Origin of the sequence: Methanobrevibacter sp. TLL-48-HuF1, from assembly GCF_023617305.1 — an archaeon.
Classification (GTDB): domain Archaea; phylum Methanobacteriota; class Methanobacteria; order Methanobacteriales; family Methanobacteriaceae; genus Methanocatella; species Methanocatella intestini.
The window spans coordinates 1,859,502-1,879,307 of sequence record NZ_CP081485.1 but is presented as its reverse complement, the minus strand read 5'-3'; the positions used below and the strand labels follow the sequence as shown (position 1 = coordinate 1,879,307).

Annotated in this window: 17 protein-coding genes and 1 pseudogene; 7 read left to right on the top strand and 11 right to left on the bottom strand. The window is 30.7% G+C overall.

Translation table 11 applies throughout. The features are described from left to right. Window positions 1-20 precede the first annotated feature (20 nt). On the top strand, window positions 21-425 hold the full coding sequence (locus K4897_RS08805; protein WP_019267052.1) for a DUF123 domain-containing protein: 405 nt from the start codon (window positions 21-23) through the stop codon (window positions 423-425). On the opposite strand, the gene K4897_RS08800 is transcribed toward K4897_RS08805, so the two are convergent. The 3 genes from K4897_RS08800 to uvrA all read right to left on the bottom strand — a co-directional run bounded on the left by K4897_RS08800 (window position 399) and on the right by uvrA (window position 6,892). Further along, complete coding sequence (locus K4897_RS08800; RefSeq protein WP_019267396.1) at window positions 399-2,990, bottom strand: DUF5814 domain-containing protein; 2,592 nt, start codon at window positions 2,988-2,990, stop codon at window positions 399-401. The genes K4897_RS08805 and K4897_RS08800 overlap by 27 nt on opposite strands. Before the next feature lie 52 nt (window positions 2,991-3,042). Continuing rightward, on the bottom strand, window positions 3,043-3,861 hold the full coding sequence (locus K4897_RS08795; protein ID WP_019267051.1) for a DUF368 domain-containing protein: 819 nt from the start codon (window positions 3,859-3,861) through the stop codon (window positions 3,043-3,045). Window positions 3,862-4,000: 139 nt separating this feature from the next. Beyond that, the gene (gene uvrA, locus K4897_RS08790; RefSeq protein ID WP_250416094.1) at window positions 4,001-6,892 is read right to left on the bottom strand and encodes an excinuclease ABC subunit UvrA; all 2,892 of its coding nucleotides are present in this window, start codon (window positions 6,890-6,892) and stop codon (window positions 4,001-4,003) included. Between the two features lie 332 nt (window positions 6,893-7,224). Here uvrA and K4897_RS08785 point away from each other — a divergent pair, with 332 nt between their 5' ends. Together K4897_RS08785 and K4897_RS08780 are read left to right on the top strand one after the other, a co-directional pair. Continuing rightward, window positions 7,225-8,145, top strand: coding sequence for a hypothetical protein (locus K4897_RS08785; protein ID WP_250416092.1), 921 nt, complete (start codon window positions 7,225-7,227; stop codon window positions 8,143-8,145). A gap of 118 nt (window positions 8,146-8,263) precedes the next feature. Continuing rightward, a pseudogene (locus K4897_RS08780) lies at window positions 8,264-8,515 on the top strand (hypothetical protein); the annotation flags it as partial. 76 nt (window positions 8,516-8,591) lie between these two features. Here the strand turns inward: K4897_RS08780 and uvrB are convergent. From uvrB to K4897_RS08765, 3 genes are read right to left on the bottom strand one after another with little or no spacing between them, the layout of a single operon-like run. Continuing rightward, the gene (gene uvrB, locus K4897_RS08775; protein WP_019265421.1) at window positions 8,592-10,559 is read right to left on the bottom strand and encodes an excinuclease ABC subunit UvrB; all 1,968 of its coding nucleotides are present in this window, start codon (window positions 10,557-10,559) and stop codon (window positions 8,592-8,594) included. Between the two features lie 7 nt (window positions 10,560-10,566). Continuing rightward, window positions 10,567-10,866 carry a hypothetical protein gene (locus K4897_RS08770; protein WP_019265420.1) on the bottom strand — a complete coding sequence of 100 codons (300 nt, stop codon included), beginning with the start codon at window positions 10,864-10,866 and terminating at the stop codon, window positions 10,567-10,569. 1 nt (window position 10,867) lies between these two features. Further along, entirely contained in the window at window positions 10,868-11,764 is an 897-nt protein-coding gene (locus K4897_RS08765) for a ribose-phosphate diphosphokinase (RefSeq protein WP_019268203.1), read from the bottom strand. Between the two features lie 88 nt (window positions 11,765-11,852). Here K4897_RS08765 and K4897_RS08760 point away from each other — a divergent pair, with 88 nt between their 5' ends. Continuing rightward, a complete protein-coding gene (locus K4897_RS08760) occupies window positions 11,853-12,344 on the top strand; it encodes a hypothetical protein (protein ID WP_019268202.1) in 492 nt (163 codons plus the stop codon). A gap of 49 nt (window positions 12,345-12,393) precedes the next feature. On the opposite strand, the gene K4897_RS08755 is transcribed toward K4897_RS08760, so the two are convergent. Genes K4897_RS08755 through K4897_RS08745 form a run of 3 tightly spaced genes read right to left on the bottom strand, consistent with a single transcriptional unit; the run spans window position 12,394 to window position 13,825 of the window. Further along, window positions 12,394-12,762 (bottom strand): zinc-ribbon domain-containing protein, encoded by a 369-nt coding sequence (locus K4897_RS08755; RefSeq protein ID WP_250416090.1) that lies wholly within the window; start codon window positions 12,760-12,762, stop codon window positions 12,394-12,396. A 6-nt stretch (window positions 12,763-12,768) separates the two neighbouring features. Beyond that, entirely contained in the window at window positions 12,769-13,299 is a 531-nt protein-coding gene (locus tag K4897_RS08750; protein ID WP_019265416.1) for a nitroreductase family protein, read from the bottom strand. 4 nt (window positions 13,300-13,303) lie between these two features. Beyond that, on the bottom strand, window positions 13,304-13,825 hold the full coding sequence (locus tag K4897_RS08745; RefSeq protein ID WP_250416089.1) for a GNAT family N-acetyltransferase: 522 nt from the start codon (window positions 13,823-13,825) through the stop codon (window positions 13,304-13,306). An 86-nt stretch (window positions 13,826-13,911) separates the two neighbouring features. Here K4897_RS08745 and K4897_RS08740 point away from each other — a divergent pair, with 86 nt between their 5' ends. Then, a complete protein-coding gene (locus K4897_RS08740; protein WP_019265414.1) occupies window positions 13,912-14,817 on the top strand; it encodes an ADP-ribosylglycohydrolase family protein in 906 nt (301 codons plus the stop codon). After that, on the top strand, window positions 14,807-15,289 hold the full coding sequence (locus tag K4897_RS08735) for a hypothetical protein (protein ID WP_019265413.1): 483 nt from the start codon (window positions 14,807-14,809) through the stop codon (window positions 15,287-15,289). Before K4897_RS08740 ends, K4897_RS08735 begins: the two co-directional genes overlap by 11 nt. Here K4897_RS08735 and K4897_RS08730 read toward each other — a convergent pair. Further along, a complete protein-coding gene (locus tag K4897_RS08730; RefSeq protein ID WP_250416087.1) occupies window positions 15,279-16,706 on the bottom strand; it encodes a Mur ligase family protein in 1,428 nt (475 codons plus the stop codon). The two genes, K4897_RS08735 and K4897_RS08730, sit on opposite strands and share 11 nt — an antisense overlap. Before the next feature lie 172 nt (window positions 16,707-16,878). Continuing rightward, window positions 16,879-18,759 (bottom strand): ATP-dependent protease LonB, encoded by a 1,881-nt coding sequence (gene lonB, locus K4897_RS08725; protein ID WP_250416971.1) that lies wholly within the window; start codon window positions 18,757-18,759, stop codon window positions 16,879-16,881. 710 nt (window positions 18,760-19,469) lie between these two features. Here lonB and K4897_RS08720 point away from each other — a divergent pair. Continuing rightward, window positions 19,470-19,748, top strand: a complete 279-nt coding sequence (locus K4897_RS08720) for a MarR family transcriptional regulator (protein WP_019265410.1) — start codon at window positions 19,470-19,472, stop codon at window positions 19,746-19,748. Window positions 19,749-19,806 lie beyond the last annotated feature (58 nt).

Here is a 19,806-nt window from a genome sequence, read left to right as displayed (position 1 = left end):
ATTACAAGGTGTAGAAAAACATGAAAGGAAGCTACTGTCTAATAATCAACATTAAAAAAGATACTGAAATTAAAATCGGTAAAAAATTAGGATTTATTGACTTTAAAAAAGGATGTTATGTTTATGTCGGTTCAGCTATGAACTGCCTTGAATCCAGAGTTAAAAGACACTTGTCAGATAACAAGAAAAAGCATTGGCATATTGATTATCTTTTATTAAATGAAAACTCAAAAATTGAAAAGGTGTATACAAAAGAGTCTGATGAAAAACTGGAATGTGAAATAGCTAAAAAAATAATTGAAAATGAGGAATCAATAGCTGATTTCGGCTGCAGTGACTGCAAATGCCACTCCCATTTAATTTATTTTAAAAACTCAAAATTGGCTAATTTAAAAGTTTCATCCGTTCTCAATAGCTTTGATTAATTTATGTGCCTCTCTTTCAACTTTTTTACGGTTAAATGCTTTAGCTATTCTTTTTATTGCATCTAAATTTTTAACATAGCTATCTAACCATGAAAATATATCTCCGGGATAGACCTGTATCTGATACTTTCTAAACAGTTTGTTTGATATATCAATCGGATCTTTTCCTTTAAGCCTTTCATTTATTATTACTTCAGATATTCCTTTCTGCAGGCAGTCACAAAATGGTCTGTCTTCACATTTGCATTTTAAGAAATCTGATTGAATATTAATTAGAGCATCCTGGAATTTCTTGTCCAGCTTGCCGATTGCTTCACCTGATGAAATAATATCCAGTGTTGACTCTGCAAAAAGCCTTGTTGAAAATTTAATTTTTAAAGCATTTGCTATCTGATTATGAACAACTGAAGATAAATATGCATTTTCAAACATTTCCAGCTGCAGTCCAATAGCTAATATTTTTACTCTTAATTTATTAAATTTGTCTTTTTTCTTATAATACGGAGATTTTCTTAAATAGATTTTTAAATATCCCTTGTCGTCAATTGATTTTTTAATATAGCAGGCATCATCAAGTGATAAAAATGATACTGATACGGCACGGCCATATTTTGTTATGTTTAATTTATTTCCTACAATATCTATTAATCCCAAATCTTCCATTTCATTAATAGCTGTTTTAATATCTACAGGAATATTTATATTTCTATAGAATTTATTTAACTCGTCAATCGTTTTTATTGATCTTGAGGAAATATCCGCCAATATCTGTTCATATGAGCTTTCCTCATCATATTCTATAAATACATCTTCGCTGTCGCTTTCAAGTAAATCCAGGGCTTTTGCCTCTTCACTTTCACCGTCAAAGTCATGCCCTACTTCAGGTAAGAGATAAACTATTCCTCTGTCATGATAGCTTGGTCTTCCTGCACGTCCAAGCATTTGTGAAAATTCATTTGGGCCAATCCATTTGTTTCCCATGACCAATGAGTCAAATATAACCTGAGATGCTGGAAAATCAACTCCTGCTGCCAGTGCTGCTGTAGTTACAACAACTGATATTTTTCCCCTGTCAAAGTCCTTTTCTATTTTTTCCTTTTTATAATATGACAATCCTGCATGATAAGCAGCTGCATTAACTTTTTTATTTTGCAGGAAATTAGCTATTTTGTGAGTTTTTCGCCTTGAATTGGTAAAAATTATAGTTTGTCCTCTGTAACCTTTTTTAGATTTGGTATTGTATTCCCTTTTAGCCAGTTTTTGCATTATATGATGTTTTGATGATTCTGATCTGATATAAACCAAATGACGCTCCAATGGAACAGGCCTTTGAGAATATTCAACTAATTTCATATTAAATTCATCAGCTAAAAAATCAGGATTTTTAACAGTAGCAGATAATCCTATAATTTGTGATTTGGGATATAAATGCTTGATACGTTTTATTAATCCGTTAAGTCTTGTTCCCCTGTCTTCATCATCAATCATATGAATTTCATCAATTAAAACTACACCTAAATTAGACAATAAAGCTGAGTTCCCGTTTCTTAAAAGATAATCCAGACCTTCATATGTTCCAACAATTATATCTGCATCTTTAACATCACTGTCAGGTAATTTTAATTCACCTTTAGCTTTAACTCTATTCCTACCAACTTTAATAGCTACCTTTAAGCCTAATTTTTTATATTTTCTTTTAAAATCACGGTATTTCTGATTAGCCAGTGCCACCAAAGGTGTCAGGAATATAAATTTTTGGCCTTTCAGTGCTTTAGTTATTCCTGCAAGCTCACCAACTAAAGTTTTTCCGCTTCCTGTTGCACTTACAACCAGCAAATCCTGATTTTTTAAAAGACCTTCCTTAATGGCCAGATACTGAACAGGCAATAGCTTTTCATTTCCATTTTTAATTAAAATATCCCTGAACTTATGAGGTATTTTAAGCCTTTTCATTGATACATCAGGTATTTTATACTTGGATTTTGTATCTACCCTGTCAAATAATGTTAAATTTCTGTTAGAAAGGGGATCAAACTTAGGTGATAAGACAGATAATGTTTTTTCCAGGTTTCCTGTTTTATCTAAAATATCTTTAAGGTTTCTGAATATTTTTTTATCAAAACCCTGAAGTTTAATTTCTCTTTTTATTGTTTCATATGCGCACTGTTCACATATTAACTGATTATTATGTTTATATGAAAATTCAGAGTTTACAATTGTAATATTTCCTTCAAATGCACAAAAATCACAAACTCTAGTGTGTCTTACCTTAATATTCAGTGATTTAAGATAATTCCCAACTTCTTCATCCTTACTTGCTAAAAAAACAGCCTGACTCCTTAAAAGTTTAATTACTTCCTGAGGTGGAATCAGTTTCTCGGACAAATTAGATGAATCAGAATAATTATAGTCAGCTACAAATCTGGAAATAGCTATTGAATCATCATATTTTTTAAATTTAACAGTTCCAACATATTCAGGTTCTCGTTTATTGTTTAATGCGCCTTTTGGAGAACCGATTGGGTATAATTTCCACTGTTTTTTTATTTTTTTAAGAATTATCATTATATAATATTATGTTGTTAAAGTTAATAATACTTTAAAAAAAAGTAGAAATTTATTCGATATAATCGAATTTAGTTTCCATAACAACAATTATAACAAATCCAATAACCGCCAGGATAATACAAGGCAGTAATGCAGTAAATGTAAGTGGAGTCGTATTTACAATATTTACAAAAGGAAGTTTCAGTGTACCGATCATGACACCAATAAGAAATGCCATTGTAATACCTTCATGATGTTCAAGCAAATAATTTAAGATTTTGGAAAATCCTAAAATACCAATAAGGGCACCTGCACAAAATACAACAATTTCACTTAAACTCATGGTCTTTAAAGCATTTAACATATACTCATACTGACCTAACAATAAAAGCAAAAATGATCCTGAAATACCCGGTAAAATCATTGCACAGATAGCTATTAAACCTGACATGAACAGTATCGGCAAAGTATGATTCATAGCTATTGGATTTAAACTTACAAAAATATATGCCAAAACAGCTCCAATAATAGTAAATACTAAATGTTTAAGAGTAAGTTCATCCATTTGTCTGTATAACACATATGATGAAGCTATAATTAATCCTAAAAAGAAGGAATAAGTTAAAGCAGTGTATACGTCCATACAATAGGATATAACATTAGCTAATGTCAACATTGCAAGTCCAATACCGCATAATAATGGTATGAAAAATTTAAAGTCGATTTCATAGAATAATCTTTCTTTAAAACCATGTAAATCTCCTTTAAGTAATGGTTTTATGAAAGTAAAATTAATTGTACTGATTGAATGTACCAAACGTTCGTAAATACCTGTGATTAATGCAATTGTTCCTCCGGAAATTCCCGGAACAATATCTGCAGAACCCATAAGTATTCCCCGAATAAAAATTGAGAAAAAATCCATAAATTTCAAAATATTTCACCTTAAATATTAGTTACTTCTAAAAAAGTGAACTTAAAATTAATATGTTATAACTTTATTAAATACTTTGTTGAAAAGAGAAAATTTATTTGCTCATTTTCTCTTTAACAAGCTGTTTGGCATAAGGCGTGATGTTTTCACTAAGGATTTTTTGTAAGAACTCACCAGTATATGTTCCTGATTTAGCTATTTCTTCAGGAGTTCCGGTAGCTATTACTTTTCCACCACCATCTCCACCTTCAGGACCTAAATCAATAATATAATCAGCTGTTTTAATAACATCCAAATTATGTTCAATAACAACAACTGAATTACCTGCATCAGTTAATCTGGCAAGTACTGATAATAATCTTTTAATATCTGCAAAATGAAGACCTGTTGTAGGTTCATCTAAAATATATAATGTATTCCCAGTATTTGACCTTGAAAGCTCTTTAGCTAATTTGATTCTTTGAGCTTCACCACCAGATAAAGTAGTAGCTGGCTGACCTATTTTCATATATCCTAAACCTACATCAAGCAAGGTTTTAAGTTTCTTATGTATTTTAGGTATATGCTCAAAAAATTCCAATGCTTCTTCAACAGTCATTTCCAAAACTTCATAGATATTTTTACCTTTGTAACGAATATCCAAAGTTTCCTCATTGTACCTTTTACCTCCACATACTTCACATGGAACAAATACATCAGCTAAAAAGTGCATTTCAATTTGTACAATTCCATCACCTGAACATGCTTCGCATCTTCCTCCTTTTACATTAAAACTAAATCTACCAGGTTTATATCCTCTGGCTTTAGCTTCAGGAGTTTCTGCAAATAAATCACGAATATCAGTGAAAACTCCAGTATAAGTTGCAGGATTTGATCTTGGAGTACGTCCTATCGGTTTTTGGTCAATAGCTATGATTTTGTCAATGTTACTTACACCCTCAATTTTATCATAATCCCCGGCAAAAGTGAATTTGTTGTTTAATTTTCCGCTTAACCCTTTATATAGAATTTCATTGATTAAACTACTTTTACCAGATCCACTTACTCCAGTAACACATGTAAACTTACCTAAAGGTATTTCAACATCAATATTTTTAAGATTGTTTTGTCTAGCTCCTCTGATTATAAGTGATTCACCATTCCCTGACCTGCGTGTTTGTGGAATTGGTATTGTTTCACGTCTTGAAATATACTGACCTGTAACAGATTCATGAGACTCCATAATCTCTTCCGGAGTTCCGCAAGCAACTACTTTTCCACCGTGTTCTCCTGCTCCAGGACCTATATCTACAACATAATCTGCAGACAATATTGTTTCTTCATCGTGTTCTACAACAATTAAAGTATTTCCCAAGTTTTTAAGTCTTTTTAGTGTTTCAATAAGTTTTACATTATCCCTTTGATGAAGACCAATACTTGGTTCATCTAAAATATATAGAACACCAACTAATCCGGAGCCTATTTGAGTAGCTAATCTGATTCTTTGAGCTTCACCACCAGATAATGTACCTGATGAACGTGCCATTGATAAATAGTCAAGTCCAACATCTACAAGGAATTTAAGTCTTTGTCTGATTTCTTTTAAAACCTCTTTAGCTATGAACTGTTCCCTGTCAGTAAGTTCCAAATTCAAGAAGAACTGATATGAATCCTTAATTGACATTTCCACTACGTCAGCTATTGATTTTCCGCCAACAGTTACAGCCAGTACCTCAGGACGAAGTCTTTTTCCATGACATACATGACATTTTCTGTCACTCATGAATTTGGAAATGTATTTCCTGCTGTAATTTGATTTAGTTTCAATGTATAAACGTTCCATTCTCGGAATAACTCCTTCAAATTGACGATTAACCTGATAAGATTTATTTCTACGTTTAAATGAAAATGGTATTTTATCATCACAGCCATATAATATCATATCCCGCTGTTCTTTAGTTAATTCATTAAATGGAGTATCCATACTAAAGTTAAAATGCTTTGATACTGCTTCCAGCATCTGATGATAATAATTTTCCCTTTTATTTGATTTTGCCCATGGAGTAACTGCTCCGTCATTTAATGAGAGATTTTTATTTGGAATAATCAAATCAGGATCAATTTCCATTTTAACTCCAATACCGTTACATTCAGGACATGCTCCCTGAGGCGCATTAAATGAAAACATTCTTGGAGTAAGCTCCTCAAAGTTTATTCCGCAATCTACACAGGCAAAATGTTCTGAATATTTTTTCTCATAATCTCCATCATCATCTGAGAACAATACATTTATTAATCCGTCTGCAAACTCTGAAGCGGTTTCAAGTGAGTCAACCAATCTTCTTTTAAAGTCAACATCCTTTCTTATTTTAAGTCTGTCTACAACTACTTCAATGCTGTGTCTGTAGGTTTTTGGAAGGTCAATATCCTCTTCCAAATCTCTAATTTCATCATCTATTCTTGCCCTTACAAAACCTTTATTTCTCAAATCATTTAAAACATCTTTATGCTGGCCTTTTTTATCTCTAACAACAGGAGCCAGAATATGTATTTTTTTACCTTCCCCTTCTTCTATTATACTATCTCCAATTTGGCCTAATGTCTGGTGAGATATTTCCTTTCCACATTTTGGACAATGGGGAGTTCCTATTCTTGCAAATAATAATCTAAGATAGTCATAAATTTCAGTAATAGTTCCTACTGTTGATCTTGGGTTTTCTTTTGTGGTTTTTTGGTCTATTGAAATAGCAGGAGACAAACCTTCAATATATTCCATTTCAGGTTTTTTCATTTGCCCTAAAAATTGCCTTGCATAAGCTGATAGAGATTCAACATATCTACGCTGTCCTTCAGCATAAATTGTATCAAATGCAAGTGAAGACTTACCCGATCCGCTTAATCCTGTTATTACAATAAATTCATCACGGGGAATAGCTAAATCTATATTTTGCAAATTATGTTCTTTAGCTCCTTTAATAATAATCTGTTTTTTAGAGTCTTTTGTCATAATAACCTCCTAGTAATAATTATCCAATACTCCATTATTAAATATTAATCTAAGAGCATTTGAAAAATAAAACATTCGTAATGTATCAAACAAATATTAGATGTTTTTATATATAAATATATCTAATCATTTTTCCACTTAATATTTTGGAATTGTATCCGCGCCACCATTATAAAAACTATTAAAATATTGATTTAAAAGTGTTAAATTTACTCAAAACTGTTTTATTTAAGTTATTTACAACTTAACAACTTATATAGTGGTCAATACAAAGTATTAGTGTATTTTATCAAATCGATTTATAGAATATTAAACAATTAAGGAGAGAAAAAATGATTTATCAAAAACAGGATAAATTAATAAAAGGATTAGCAAAATATTATGGTCAAGACCTCTTTGATTATTTAGAAGCATTAGAAAAAGAAACAGATGAAATACATGAACCATTGCCTTGTACAAAAATTAAAAAGGTATATTCTACAGAATTAATAACACCTAATTTTAAGGGTTTATTAATGGATTTTGTATATGAAATGGTTGATGATTCATATATCCATTATGAACATTACAGCGGTAACTTAACTCATGGTAATCTTACCCATACTGGACGTTACGACATGGAATTACACGAAGAAACTGGAAAACCCATAAATACGATTATAATATCTACAGGCAATCCAAACAAATCAGAAACAGAATGCTGGATTGGAAAAGTAAATAAATATACGCCAATAAGAATAATTTTTCTAAAAAAATATCCCGGAGACCAAAGATTAAAGAATGTTAAAATCAAAATAGAAAATAACAAAAAACTAACAACTTTTGACATATTAGATTTAATTTTCATACCATTTTTAAACACAACCAAAAATTCTGAAGAAATAGTTAAAGAAATCTGCGGTTATGTTAGCAAAATTACCAAAATAACAACCAAACAAACTAAAATATTAACATGGGGACTTTGGCTAACAACAGAAATATTCATAAAAAACCCAGAAACATTAGAAAAGGTGAGAACAATGAGTATTCTAAAAGGAGAAAGCATAAACGAAAAACTACACAACAGAGAAATAGAACTTAGACAAGAAGGAAAACAAGAAGGAATAAAAGAAGGAATAAAAGAAGGAAAACAAGAAGGTATACAAGAAGGTATACAAGAAGAAAAAACAAATATGAAAAACACAATAAAAACTCTTGAAAACGAAGGAAAAACCTCCGACGAAATATTAAAAACACTAAAAACAACTTTCTAAAAAAATAATAAAATACTTTAAAAAAAGACAAAAAAAATTTAGAACCCTCTATAAAATAATATTAAACCCACTTGCTTTGATTAACAACAAAAAAAATCCTAAAAAAAATCTCAAACCATTAGAAAAGGTGAGAACAATGAGTATTCTAAAAGGAGAAAGCATAAACGAAAAACTACACAACAGAGAAATAGAACTTAGACAAGAAGGAATAAAAGAAGGAATAAAAGAAGGAATAAAAGAAGGAATAAAAGAAGGAAAACAAGAAGGTATACAAGAAGAAAAAACAAATATGAAAAACACAATAAAAACTCTTGAAAACGAAGGAAAAACCTCCGACGAAATATTAAAAACACTAAAAACAACTTTCTAAAAAAAATAAGTTCTAGCTGTCCATTAAATAAAATGCAAAAATTAAAATTAATGGACAGTTCCCATTTTAAATTATTCTATGAAGAATCTTTTTTTAAACCTTTTAAAGTAGCTATTTGATCTCTTAAACTAGCTGCTCTTTCAAAATCAAGTTTAGATGCTGCTTCTTTCATATCATTTTCTAAATCACTGATAAGTAAACGTAATTCATCTTTAGGTATTTTACTAATATCAGTTCCTTCAATATCCAAATCCTCAGCTACTTTTTTATCCTTAAGTGCCCTTTTAGTAGTTTTAGGAACAATACCATGTTTTTTATTATACTTAATCTGGATTTTTCTTCTTTTATTCGTAATAGCTGTTGCATTTTTAACAGAATCCGTCATTTCATCAACATACATTATTACCTGACCGTTAATATTTCTTGCAGCTCTTCCAATAGTCTGAATTAATGAAGTTTCATTTCTTAAAAATCCTTCTTTATCGGCATCTAAAATAGCTACCAGAGAAACTTCAGGTAAATCAAGCCCTTCCCTAAGTAAATTTACACCAACCAGCACATCAAATGTTCCTCTTCTTAAGTCATCTACAATGTCAATTCTCTCTAAAGTGTCAATTTCAGAGTGCATATATCTGACTTTAACACCTATTTTTGCATAGTAATCAGTTAAATCTTCAGCCATTTTCTTAGTTAAAGTTGTAACTAATACCCTTTCATCTTTTTTAGCTCTTTTTTTAACTTCTCCAAGCAAATCTTCAACCTGACCTTTAACCGGACGGATAATTATTTCAGGATCAACCAAACCTGTTGGACGAATAATCTGCTCAACAACATTACCTGATCTTGATAATTCATAAGCTCCGGGAGTAGCTGAAACATAAATGATTTGATTTATAGATGACTCAAATTCATCAAATCTCAATGGCCGATTTTCCTTTGCAGAAGGTAATCTGAATCCATGCTCCACTAAAGTTTCTTTACGTGCCCTATCTCCATTATACATTCCGCGAATTTGAGGCAGTGTAACATGAGACTCATCAATAATAGTCAGATAATCTTCAGGGAAGTATTTCAATAAGGAGTAAGGTTTTTCACCCCATTTTCTTCCAGACAGATGCATAGAATAGTTTTCCACACCGGGACAGTAACCCATTTCCTGAAGCATTTCAATATCAAAACGTGTTCTTTGTTCCAATCTTTGAGCTTCAAGAAGCTTATTTGATAAATTAAACTCATTTAATCTTTCATCCAACTCATCAGAAATATTTCTAATTGCAGTATCCATCTTATCCTGACCAACAACAAAATGCTTTGCCGGAAAAATCATGTACCTTTTTAAACTTTCTGTTTTTTTACCTGTAACCTTATCAATTAAACTGATTGCATCTATTTCATCACCAAAAAGCTCAACTCGTACAGGTGGAGTACCATGAACAGGATTTATTTCAATTACATCTCCACGTACTCTAAATTGCCCCCTTCCAAATTCAATATCATTTCGTTCATATTGCATAAAAACAAGTCTGCGAATAATGTCTGAACGGTCATAATTATCTCCTACAGCTATTCCAAATGCAAATTCACCGTAATCTTCAGGAGAACCTACACCATAAATACAGCTAACACTGCTAACTACAATTACATCATCACGGGATAACAAAGATTGAGTAGCAGAATGTCTCATTATATCTATTTCTTCATTAACTGAGGATTCCTTATCAATAAAAGTATCAGTTCTTGGAACATATGCTTCAGGCTGATAATAATCATAGTAACTGACAAAATATTCAACTGCATTATCAGGAAAAAACTCTTTAAATTCCTCATAAAGTTGCGCAGCTAATGTTTTGTTATGGGAAATAACAAGGGTGGGTTTTTGAACTTTTTCAATGACATTAGCCATTGTAAATGTTTTACCGGAACCGGTAACTCCTAAAAGAGTTTGTTCCTTTACACCCTTATTTATTCCATCAACTAATGAATTAATGGCTTTTGGCTGGTCACCTAATGGCTGGTAAGGTGAGTTTAGTTTAAATTTTTTCATGATTATTCTAAATTATTTCATCAACATTTATGTGAAAACTAACATGGAAATATGGTACAGAACAGCATGGAGTAACTTTACTGCTTCTTATGCTAATTCTACCATAGTCCTCAAAACTGTTTTCCAAAGCTTTTTCAATATTTTTAACATTCATCTCATTATAAACTCTTAAAGATCCTAAAAAAATAACATGACCTTTTGTATTCATAACAGATATAGATTCAACAACATCGTTTTCATCATATCTCTTTAAAATGATATTAGATCCTTCAATAATTTCTTTTTTAATAGCATCCTTATCAAACATTTTAATCCCTCAAAACATTTGCTATACTTTTTGCAAGAGAAACACGAGAACTGTCTGCAGATAAACTATTGGTAGATATTACACTATTAGCACCAGCTGAATAAATTCTCATAGTAGCTCCATTTACCAAAATCGGATGAACACAGCAAACATCAACTGATTTGGCACCATATTCTTTTAATATCTTAACTGCATTAACAATAGTTCCGCCGGTAGCTATAATATCATCAATGATAAATGCTTTTTTATCTTTAACTGAATCTACATTAACTGTTTCATCAGAACTGCCCTCAACATCAACAATTCTGGTTTCCACATTATCCGGTCCAAGACGAACTTTAGATAAATAAGTGCATTCACACTCAAGAATTCCGGCTATTTCCTGAGCAAAAGGATACGCCCCTTTATCTGGAGCAACAATTAAAGGTTTTTCATCAATTTTTTTATCAATATATTCAGCTATTGCACCCATAGCAGAAATATTTGTAGTTGGAATATCAAAAAAGTCTAAAACACATTTTTCATGAATATTAAATGTAATAAATTCATCAGCACCAGCAGATTGAATTAAATTAGCTACAATTTTTGCAGAAACTGCTTCTCCATCATGGAAACGTTTTTCCTGTCTTGCATAACCCATATACGGAACAACAACCCTAACTTTTTTTGCCCCAAGGTCTTTAAGATTAGCTATTAAAAACAGCAATTCCATTAAATTTTCATCCTGAGGATATCCTGTAGATTGGATAACCGTAACTTCTTCATCAATATTTCCATCAACACGTAAATATCTTTCGCCATCTGGAAATTTTTTAGTTTCTACATAACATAAATCATCATTTAATTCTTCTGCTACATGAGCAGCTAAATCTTGAGATGCTGAACCGCCAATAATCACATTATCACCAAAAATTAATATAATAATTAATATTTGATTTTAACATAAAAAAAGTTAACTATATTAATGCTAAAAACAATTGTAAATCATGAAAATTGGAAGAATTATTTTTGCAGTTATAATACTTGCTGTCATTGTTGTAGTAGGAATAGCTGCAACTTCTAGTGTGTTAATAATAGCTGAAGACGAAAGTGAAGGAGGTATTCCCGGTGTTGACATGGGGGCAACATGGAATTTAAGTAGCGGATTTACCTGGATTTACCCAGGAAGTTCATTTAATGCACAGCACCAAACTCTGCATAATATTCACTTAGATGATCCTGACGATCCTTATGGAGCAGCTAAAGAAATAATGGAATACACTTATCATATATCTCCAAATATTATTATAACAGTAAACAATAATGCATCTGAAAAAATATTTGGTGGAGATATCATATCCGATATTCGCCAATACGACTGGGGTGATGGAATGGATCGTGGAGATGCTGCTGATAAAGCAATGAGCGATTACCATATGAATTATCTGGCAATTCCAGAATGTTTATTAACTGGAGATATGAAAATACATTTTGTTTAAATTAAAAAAAAGTATTGTTTTTTAAAAACAATACTTAAAAACTCTTTTTTTATAACGGTAATGTTCTTATAAACAGGACGAATCCAATAAAAGATATAAATAACTGAATAAAACCATGTTTTTTAATTTTATTATCCCTTGCCTGAAGTAAGAAAAAGGGCATGAAAAATCCGAAAAAGCTAAAAAATCCCATTGAAGTATGTTTAGCTATCAAATCTATGATAAATCCTCCAAATGAAAAAAATATAGTAATTATATAAGAAATAACTATAAATTTCTTGCTAATGTTCGGTTCCACATTCCTATAAACAAAAAATGTATTGGACTGAAGCCCTTCCACTAACGGGGTTCCGCATTTAGCGCAAAAATCATAACTGTCCTGATTTTCAAATCCGCAATTTTTACAAATTCTAACCATAATTATCTAACCAATAAAATTAATATTGTCCGGAATTTCACGTTCAGGAGATGGGATTTTGCAGGGAGCCTCATAACCAACTAAAATACCTGAAACAGGTGTGAAATCTTCTGGAAGATTTAATTTATCTTTAAGTTGAGTTAAAATAGCTATTGGAGATACAACATAACATGTAGCCAATCCCAAATCAGTAGCTGCTAAAATCATTGTTGTTGCAGATGCTGAAACATTTATTTGAGTAAAAGGACCTTCAGGTGCAGAAATAACAATTAAAGTTGGTGCTCCATATAATGGTTCATAACCTGGAATAGAAGCTCTCTGACGCATAAAACCTTCAGAATTTAACATGAACTCCTTAGTTTTATCATTTATTTCACTTAAAAATTCTTTATCCTGAATTACACTAACTTGAAACGGACCTGCATTTGGAGCCTTATTAGCTACTCCGACAATTGTATCCAATTCATCTTCCGTTATCTGTTCATCCTTATAAGCACGGACACTTTTTCTTTTATTAATTGCTTCCAATGTTTCCATATTATCAGCTCATCATATTATTTTTTAAACTCATTACAATTTCTAAATAAGATTTTCCTGCATAATCAATATTCTGTAGTTCATCAAAGTATTTAAAACCTAATTTTTCAAGAACTCTTTTTGATTGATAATTGCTTTTTTTAAATGATGCAAAAATTTTATTTAATTTCAAATCCTCAAAAGCATGCTCCAATAGTTTTTCAGATGCTTCATAAGCATAGTTATTTCCCCAAAAATCTTCTGCAATCCAATATCCAAGTTCTGCATTATTATCTCCCCAATAATAATTTCCGTCAGGATGAATAAGCAAAGCTACACATCCAATAATCTGACCATTTAAAGTTACGGCATAAGTTTCATCTCGAGCAAAAACACTTTGAATTATCTCTAAGCTATTTTCAACATTTTTATGAGGTGACCATCCCGCAATTGGACCAATTTTTGGATTTTTAGCATGATGATATAATTCTTCAGCATCATCTATCTCCAAAGGTCTTAAAATTAAATTTTGTGTTTTAAGAATCATTATGTTAAATAATATTTAAAGTACTAATTATAATTTGTGAATTTAAAACTGCTATTTTTATCAACTTTAAAGATATAATTATATTCATGAAAATCAAAGATGGAATTTGCGGATTTGCTGTTGGCGATGCTTTAGGTGTTCCAGTTGAGTTCAGTTCCCGTGAAACACTTCAAAAAAATCCGGTAAAAACAATGACAGGTTACGGAACATACAATATGCCTCCCGGAACTTTTTCAGATGATACTTCAATGACACTAGCTACTATAAGCAGTATCTGTAATAAAAAAGCTATTGACTATGAAGATATCCAAAGTGAATTTTTAGAATGGTTAATTAACGGCAAATACACACAATATGAAAAAACTTTTGATTATGGCAACACCACTTATGAAGCATTATTAAGGTTTAAAAATGGTTTTGAAGCATTAAATTGTGGTGGAACTAGCGAAAGAGATAATGGAAACGGATCCTTGATGAGAATATTGCCTCTGGCTTTCATTTGTGATATTGACTATGAAACAATTGAAAATGTATCCGGTTTGACCCATGGCCATTTAAGATCAAAAATAGCTTGTGTATTTTATGTTGAACTGGCTAAATCCATGCTTTCAAGTAATTTAACAATAAAGAAACATGTTAAAATAGCCAGTGATAAAATCAGGAAACACTATAAAGGTTCCAAAGAGCTGGAACATTTTGAGAGAATTTTTAATAATAATCTGAAAGACAATATCAACAGTTCAGGTTATGTAATAGACACTCTTGAAAGTGTTATTTATTGTTTGGAAAGTACTGACAGTTATAAAGACAGTGTACTGAAAGCTGTTAATTTAGGTGGGGATACCGATACTGTTGCAGCTATTTGCGGCGGACTTTCTGGAATTTATTATGGATTTGATTCCATCCCTATAGATTGGCTCAATCAAATTCCAAAAATTGAAGAGGTTCTTTCATTATGTGAAAGTTACGAAGGTGTTATCAATGAATGTTGAAAAAACTATTGAAAATATTATAGCTAAATGTGATAATTATATAGATCCCCAACTAGCTATCTGCATAATCCGTGATAATTACACAATGGGTTCCAACAATATTGATGAACTGAAAAAATATGATATTGAAAATGAAGACAGCTATGTTGAAAAAGTCTTAAAAGTCTTAAAACATGAAAATATATTTATAACATTCGGAATGCTTGCTTTTATACCACTATTTAATGAATGTGATATTTTTTCCATTGAAGATAAAACTATAAGTCTCAGCAGTGAAGAATTTCAAAAATATGGTGATTTAAAAGAAGAATACTTTGGAGTTTTAATTGAGAAAAACAGCAATAACTTTATTATCGGCAGCTGTGATTTATGTGGATGTAAAATTGATTCATCATTTAGACAAATCAAAAAAAGCGAAGATAACTTCTATAAAACAATAAATACTATAATTGAAAGTAATATTATTTATTGATTAACTTCTGTTTTATATTTTCCCACATTTCCTGCTCTTCACCGCAACCAGTCATAATTACATAACCATAATCTGAAGTTTTAGCTAAATCCACTAATTTTTTAATTCTTTCATCCATTTTTTCATAACTTAAGGGATAAAAATCAGTATTATCAAATTCCTCAGATATTATACTACAATAATCCTGAGCTTTTTCAATAGATTTTCTTCCAGGAACAACAATTATATGGTCCGGATTTAAATTTTTAATAACATCCAAATGGTCTTCAAAGATTTCCTCTTCATGTTCATCCGGAGTTGTATAAATAAACTCTAAAGGCCCATCAATATATTGATTCATAAATAATGCATTGATTTTAGCTGCATCACCATTATCCCCCTGTCCTAAACCAACATATTTATCTTTTAATTTAACTACTTCAAATCTTCCAGGAGGAATAAAAGACATATCCAGATTATTGAAAACTTCTTTAATAGTATTTTCAATATTGGCTATTTTTGGAGTGAAAGTAGCATATGTACAAACAGAAGCTAATGTGTTGTAAATATTATGGAATCCAAATGGAGGAACATTTATAGTTACTTTAAATGAAATATCCCTGTTATTTGTATAATTGTATAAATTTCCTTCAATTGTCAAATCCCAATTGTCCGGCTTAAAATCGGCACCAACTAATTTAACATTAGGCTCCTGGCGTTTAAAACCACACTCACAACTATAAATTCCTCTGTGATTTAAGAATTTTTGAGAATATTCAAGCTTTTTGCCGCACTTCGGACAATCTGGACTCTCTGATTCAAAAATATCATTAATATCATCAATAGCCAATCCATAAAAATTAACATGAACATCTTCCTGTTTATTAAAAGCAATGTTTGCTGTTACAGGATCATCTACATTGGAAATAATAACTCCACGGGCCATAGCCTGTGAAAGCAGAGATTTGGCATCTACATATTCATCAAATGGATTTTTAACACCTGCTACCTGTGAGTGTTCACGTGAAATTGTTGTATAAACAACTCCCACAGGATCAATAAGCCTTTGAACAGTATCTGGAATTCCATAAATTTTATTTCTAATTCCATATTCAAAAACACCAATATCTCCACTACCTTTTAAAATACCTGTAGTTATTGCATGAATAGTATTGCTTTCAAAACTTTTCCGGATTTCAGTATCACATGAAAGTAATTTAATTAAAAGAGTTGTTGTAGTAGTTTTTCCGTTAGTTCCTGTGATTAAAATAGGGCCTACATTCATTTCATGAGCTAAGTCTTTTAGTGCTTCCTTTCCAGCAACCTTATAAAAAACATATCCCGGAAGATTATTACCACTTCCAAATCCTAATTTAGATACCTGAGAAGCTATTTTAGCTCCAAATTTAGCTATATTAAAACGAAGTTTATTAACCATATTAATCACAATTCAACCTATGACATTATTCTGTATAATATTATTAATATGTACAGATTAACATATTAAATTTACTATATTATTTTAAAAAATAAATAAAATCAAATCAGCAAAGCTATTGAGAAAAACCCGTTAACAAGTTAGCGAAATAAAAAAAATAAGTAAAACCAACTTAGTTAGTAGTTGGTTTTTCAATTTGAGAGTTAGAAACTTTACTTACAACTTTAGAACTTAAATTTTTCATTTTTTCAATTAAATGGTCTTTTTTACTACCGCTAATTAAAATATTTTCTAATACATCACTTAAAGTTTCAGTTGGAACAATCTCAATCATATCTTCATATTTTTTCTCAAGCATGACATCTTTCATGTTAGACTTAGGAATTAATACTTTTTTGATTCCTGCTTCTGCAGCAGCTTCAATTTTAGCTGTTGCACCACCAATAGGCATTACATCTCCACGAACATTTAAAGATCCGGTTAATGCAACAGTCTGATCAATAGGAATATCTTCAACAGCCGAAATTACTGCAGTAGCTATTGAAACACTTGCACTGTCTCCTTCTACACCATCATAAGTTTGGATAAACTGAACATGAATATCATAATCAGAAACATCTTTGTTGGTGTATTTTTTAATTAATGCACTTACGTTTTGAACTGATTCATTAGCTATTTCACCAAGTTTACCTGTAGCTATGATTCTTCCACCTTCTTTAGATTGGGATGGTGCAGCTTCAGCAGCAATAGGTGAAACAATACCGCTTCTATCTCCAATAACTGCAAGTCCATTTACAAGACCAACTCTTCCACCTTCAGGATGAACCATGCTGTATTCTTTTCTTTGTTTAATGGATCTGTCAGCTATTTGCTGTTCTAAGGTTCTGGAGAATTTTTTAGCTTCAATTACATGTTCTGCAGTTACTAAATCAGCACCTTTTTCAATAGCTACATCACCAGAGGATCTTACAAGTCCACCTAAATCTCTTAATTTAAGAGTTAAAGCATCTTGTTTTCCTGAACGACGTTTAGCTTCTAAAATAATTTCATCTAATGCATCAGGAGCGAAGTGAGGAATTCTTCCGTCATTTTTAACTTCCTGAGCTACAAATCTTACTAATTTTTTCCTGTTTTCCGGAGTATCATCCATGGAATCTTTCATGAAAACTTCATAACCATATCCTCTGATTCTTGATCTCATAGCTATATGCATTCCTTCAAGAACCTGAAGATTACCAGATGCTACTAGAACAAAATCACATGGTACTGCCTGAGATCTTACCATTGCACCACTGCTGTTTTCACTTTGACCAGTAATGGCATATTTTTTCTCCTGCATTGCAGATAAGAGCTCCTGTTGTGTTTTCATAGTCATTGTACCAATTTCATCAATGTATAAAACACCTTTGTTAGCTTTATGAATCATTCCAGATTCTACACGTTCATGTGCCGGAGTTCCAAGACCTCCAGATTGATAAGGGTCGTGACGAACATCTCCAAGTAATGCTCCTGCATGAGCACCTGTTGCATCCATAAATGGTGCGAATCTTTTATCTTCATTGTTAACCAATAATTTTGGAGACATGTTATTGTTTTTAGGCTTTATTTGAATAGAAATAAGCAGGATTAATGCTGCTGCAATAATAGCTTCAAGTACTCTGCCGTACATAAATCCAATAACAACAATAGCTGCAATGATAAATGTTGTAATTAGTGTTTTTTTCTCTTCATGGTTTTTAGCAGACCCTTTAGTTGCCTTTACTATTTTTTTACCTTCGCCTGCTGGAACTGACCTTATTAAAGGATGATTATTATCTTCCACATTCGGATAAATTAAAATATCTTCTAATGATTCATGTGGTAAAATTTGAGCCATACCTTTAGCCAGCATTGATTTTCCAACACCTGGATCACCAATAAGTAAAATATTTCTCCTTTGTTTTGCTGCTTTTTTAATAGTTTCAATGGACTCTTCATGTCCAATAACTTGATCAATTAATAATGGAGGAACTTCAATATCTTTTGAACTTTTAATATTACCATAATCTAACATCGGTTCAATTTTTTCAAAAGCCTCATTTTCTTCTATTTCAGGCTTTAATACAGTTTCTTTTGAGGAATCATCTATTGATTCTTGTTCTTCAAATTTCATGAAACCTACCTCAACATAATTTTTTAGTTCAATATAATTCAACAATAAATAATTTAAGTTAATTTACTATTTAAATATTGGCAAATTGCTATATAAAAAGCTTTCTATTTTAGTAAATTTAAGTAAGTAAAATAATATTAAAAAAATAAATTGATGTTTTTAAGTTTAAAGATTTATGAATATAAAAAAAAGCACTGATAATTAAAATTAACAAGAATTATACCTATATTTACTTTTAGAAAAATAATGCACTAAACATAATACTTATGATAGTTATTATTTTAAAAATCACACAAACCCCTAAACGTGTCAATTTTTATTTTAATTTATTAAATAGATAAGTATAATTCTTAAGTTAATTTATCCCATATTTTCCAAATTTACTACATTTTCATTGAAATTAATAGTAAATGATGTTTAACAACAATAGTATAAACTACCATTATAAAATGTAAATTAAAACAAATTTAATTTACATAATTGTATATATTATAAGTAGTATAAAATTGTTACTAAAACAAAATAAACAGAATAAATACCAATTAAAACTAAATAATACAGAATAAAGTTATAAATAAGAAAGTGATTAATGCAATATAAAGACATATAACATGAATAAAAAAGAAAGTGAAGAAAATACTTGGGAAATAATTGGGTTTATAAAAGTATCCCCTTCACGATACAAAACAATAAAGTCATTGTCTGGCAATGATTATAAGATGCCTTCAGAAATTGCAAAAGAGACTAATTTGCGTCCAACACAAGTATCTGGTGCATTAAATGATTTGAAAAGTAAAAAACTAGTAATATGTCTTAATGAAAATGCTAAAAAAGGCAGACTTTACAAAACAACAAAATTAGGATTAAAAATACTTGAAATATTAAAATAGCTATTTTTAAAATTTATAATAAAAAAAGAAAAAGATTAAGAGAATTTATGAAAAATCC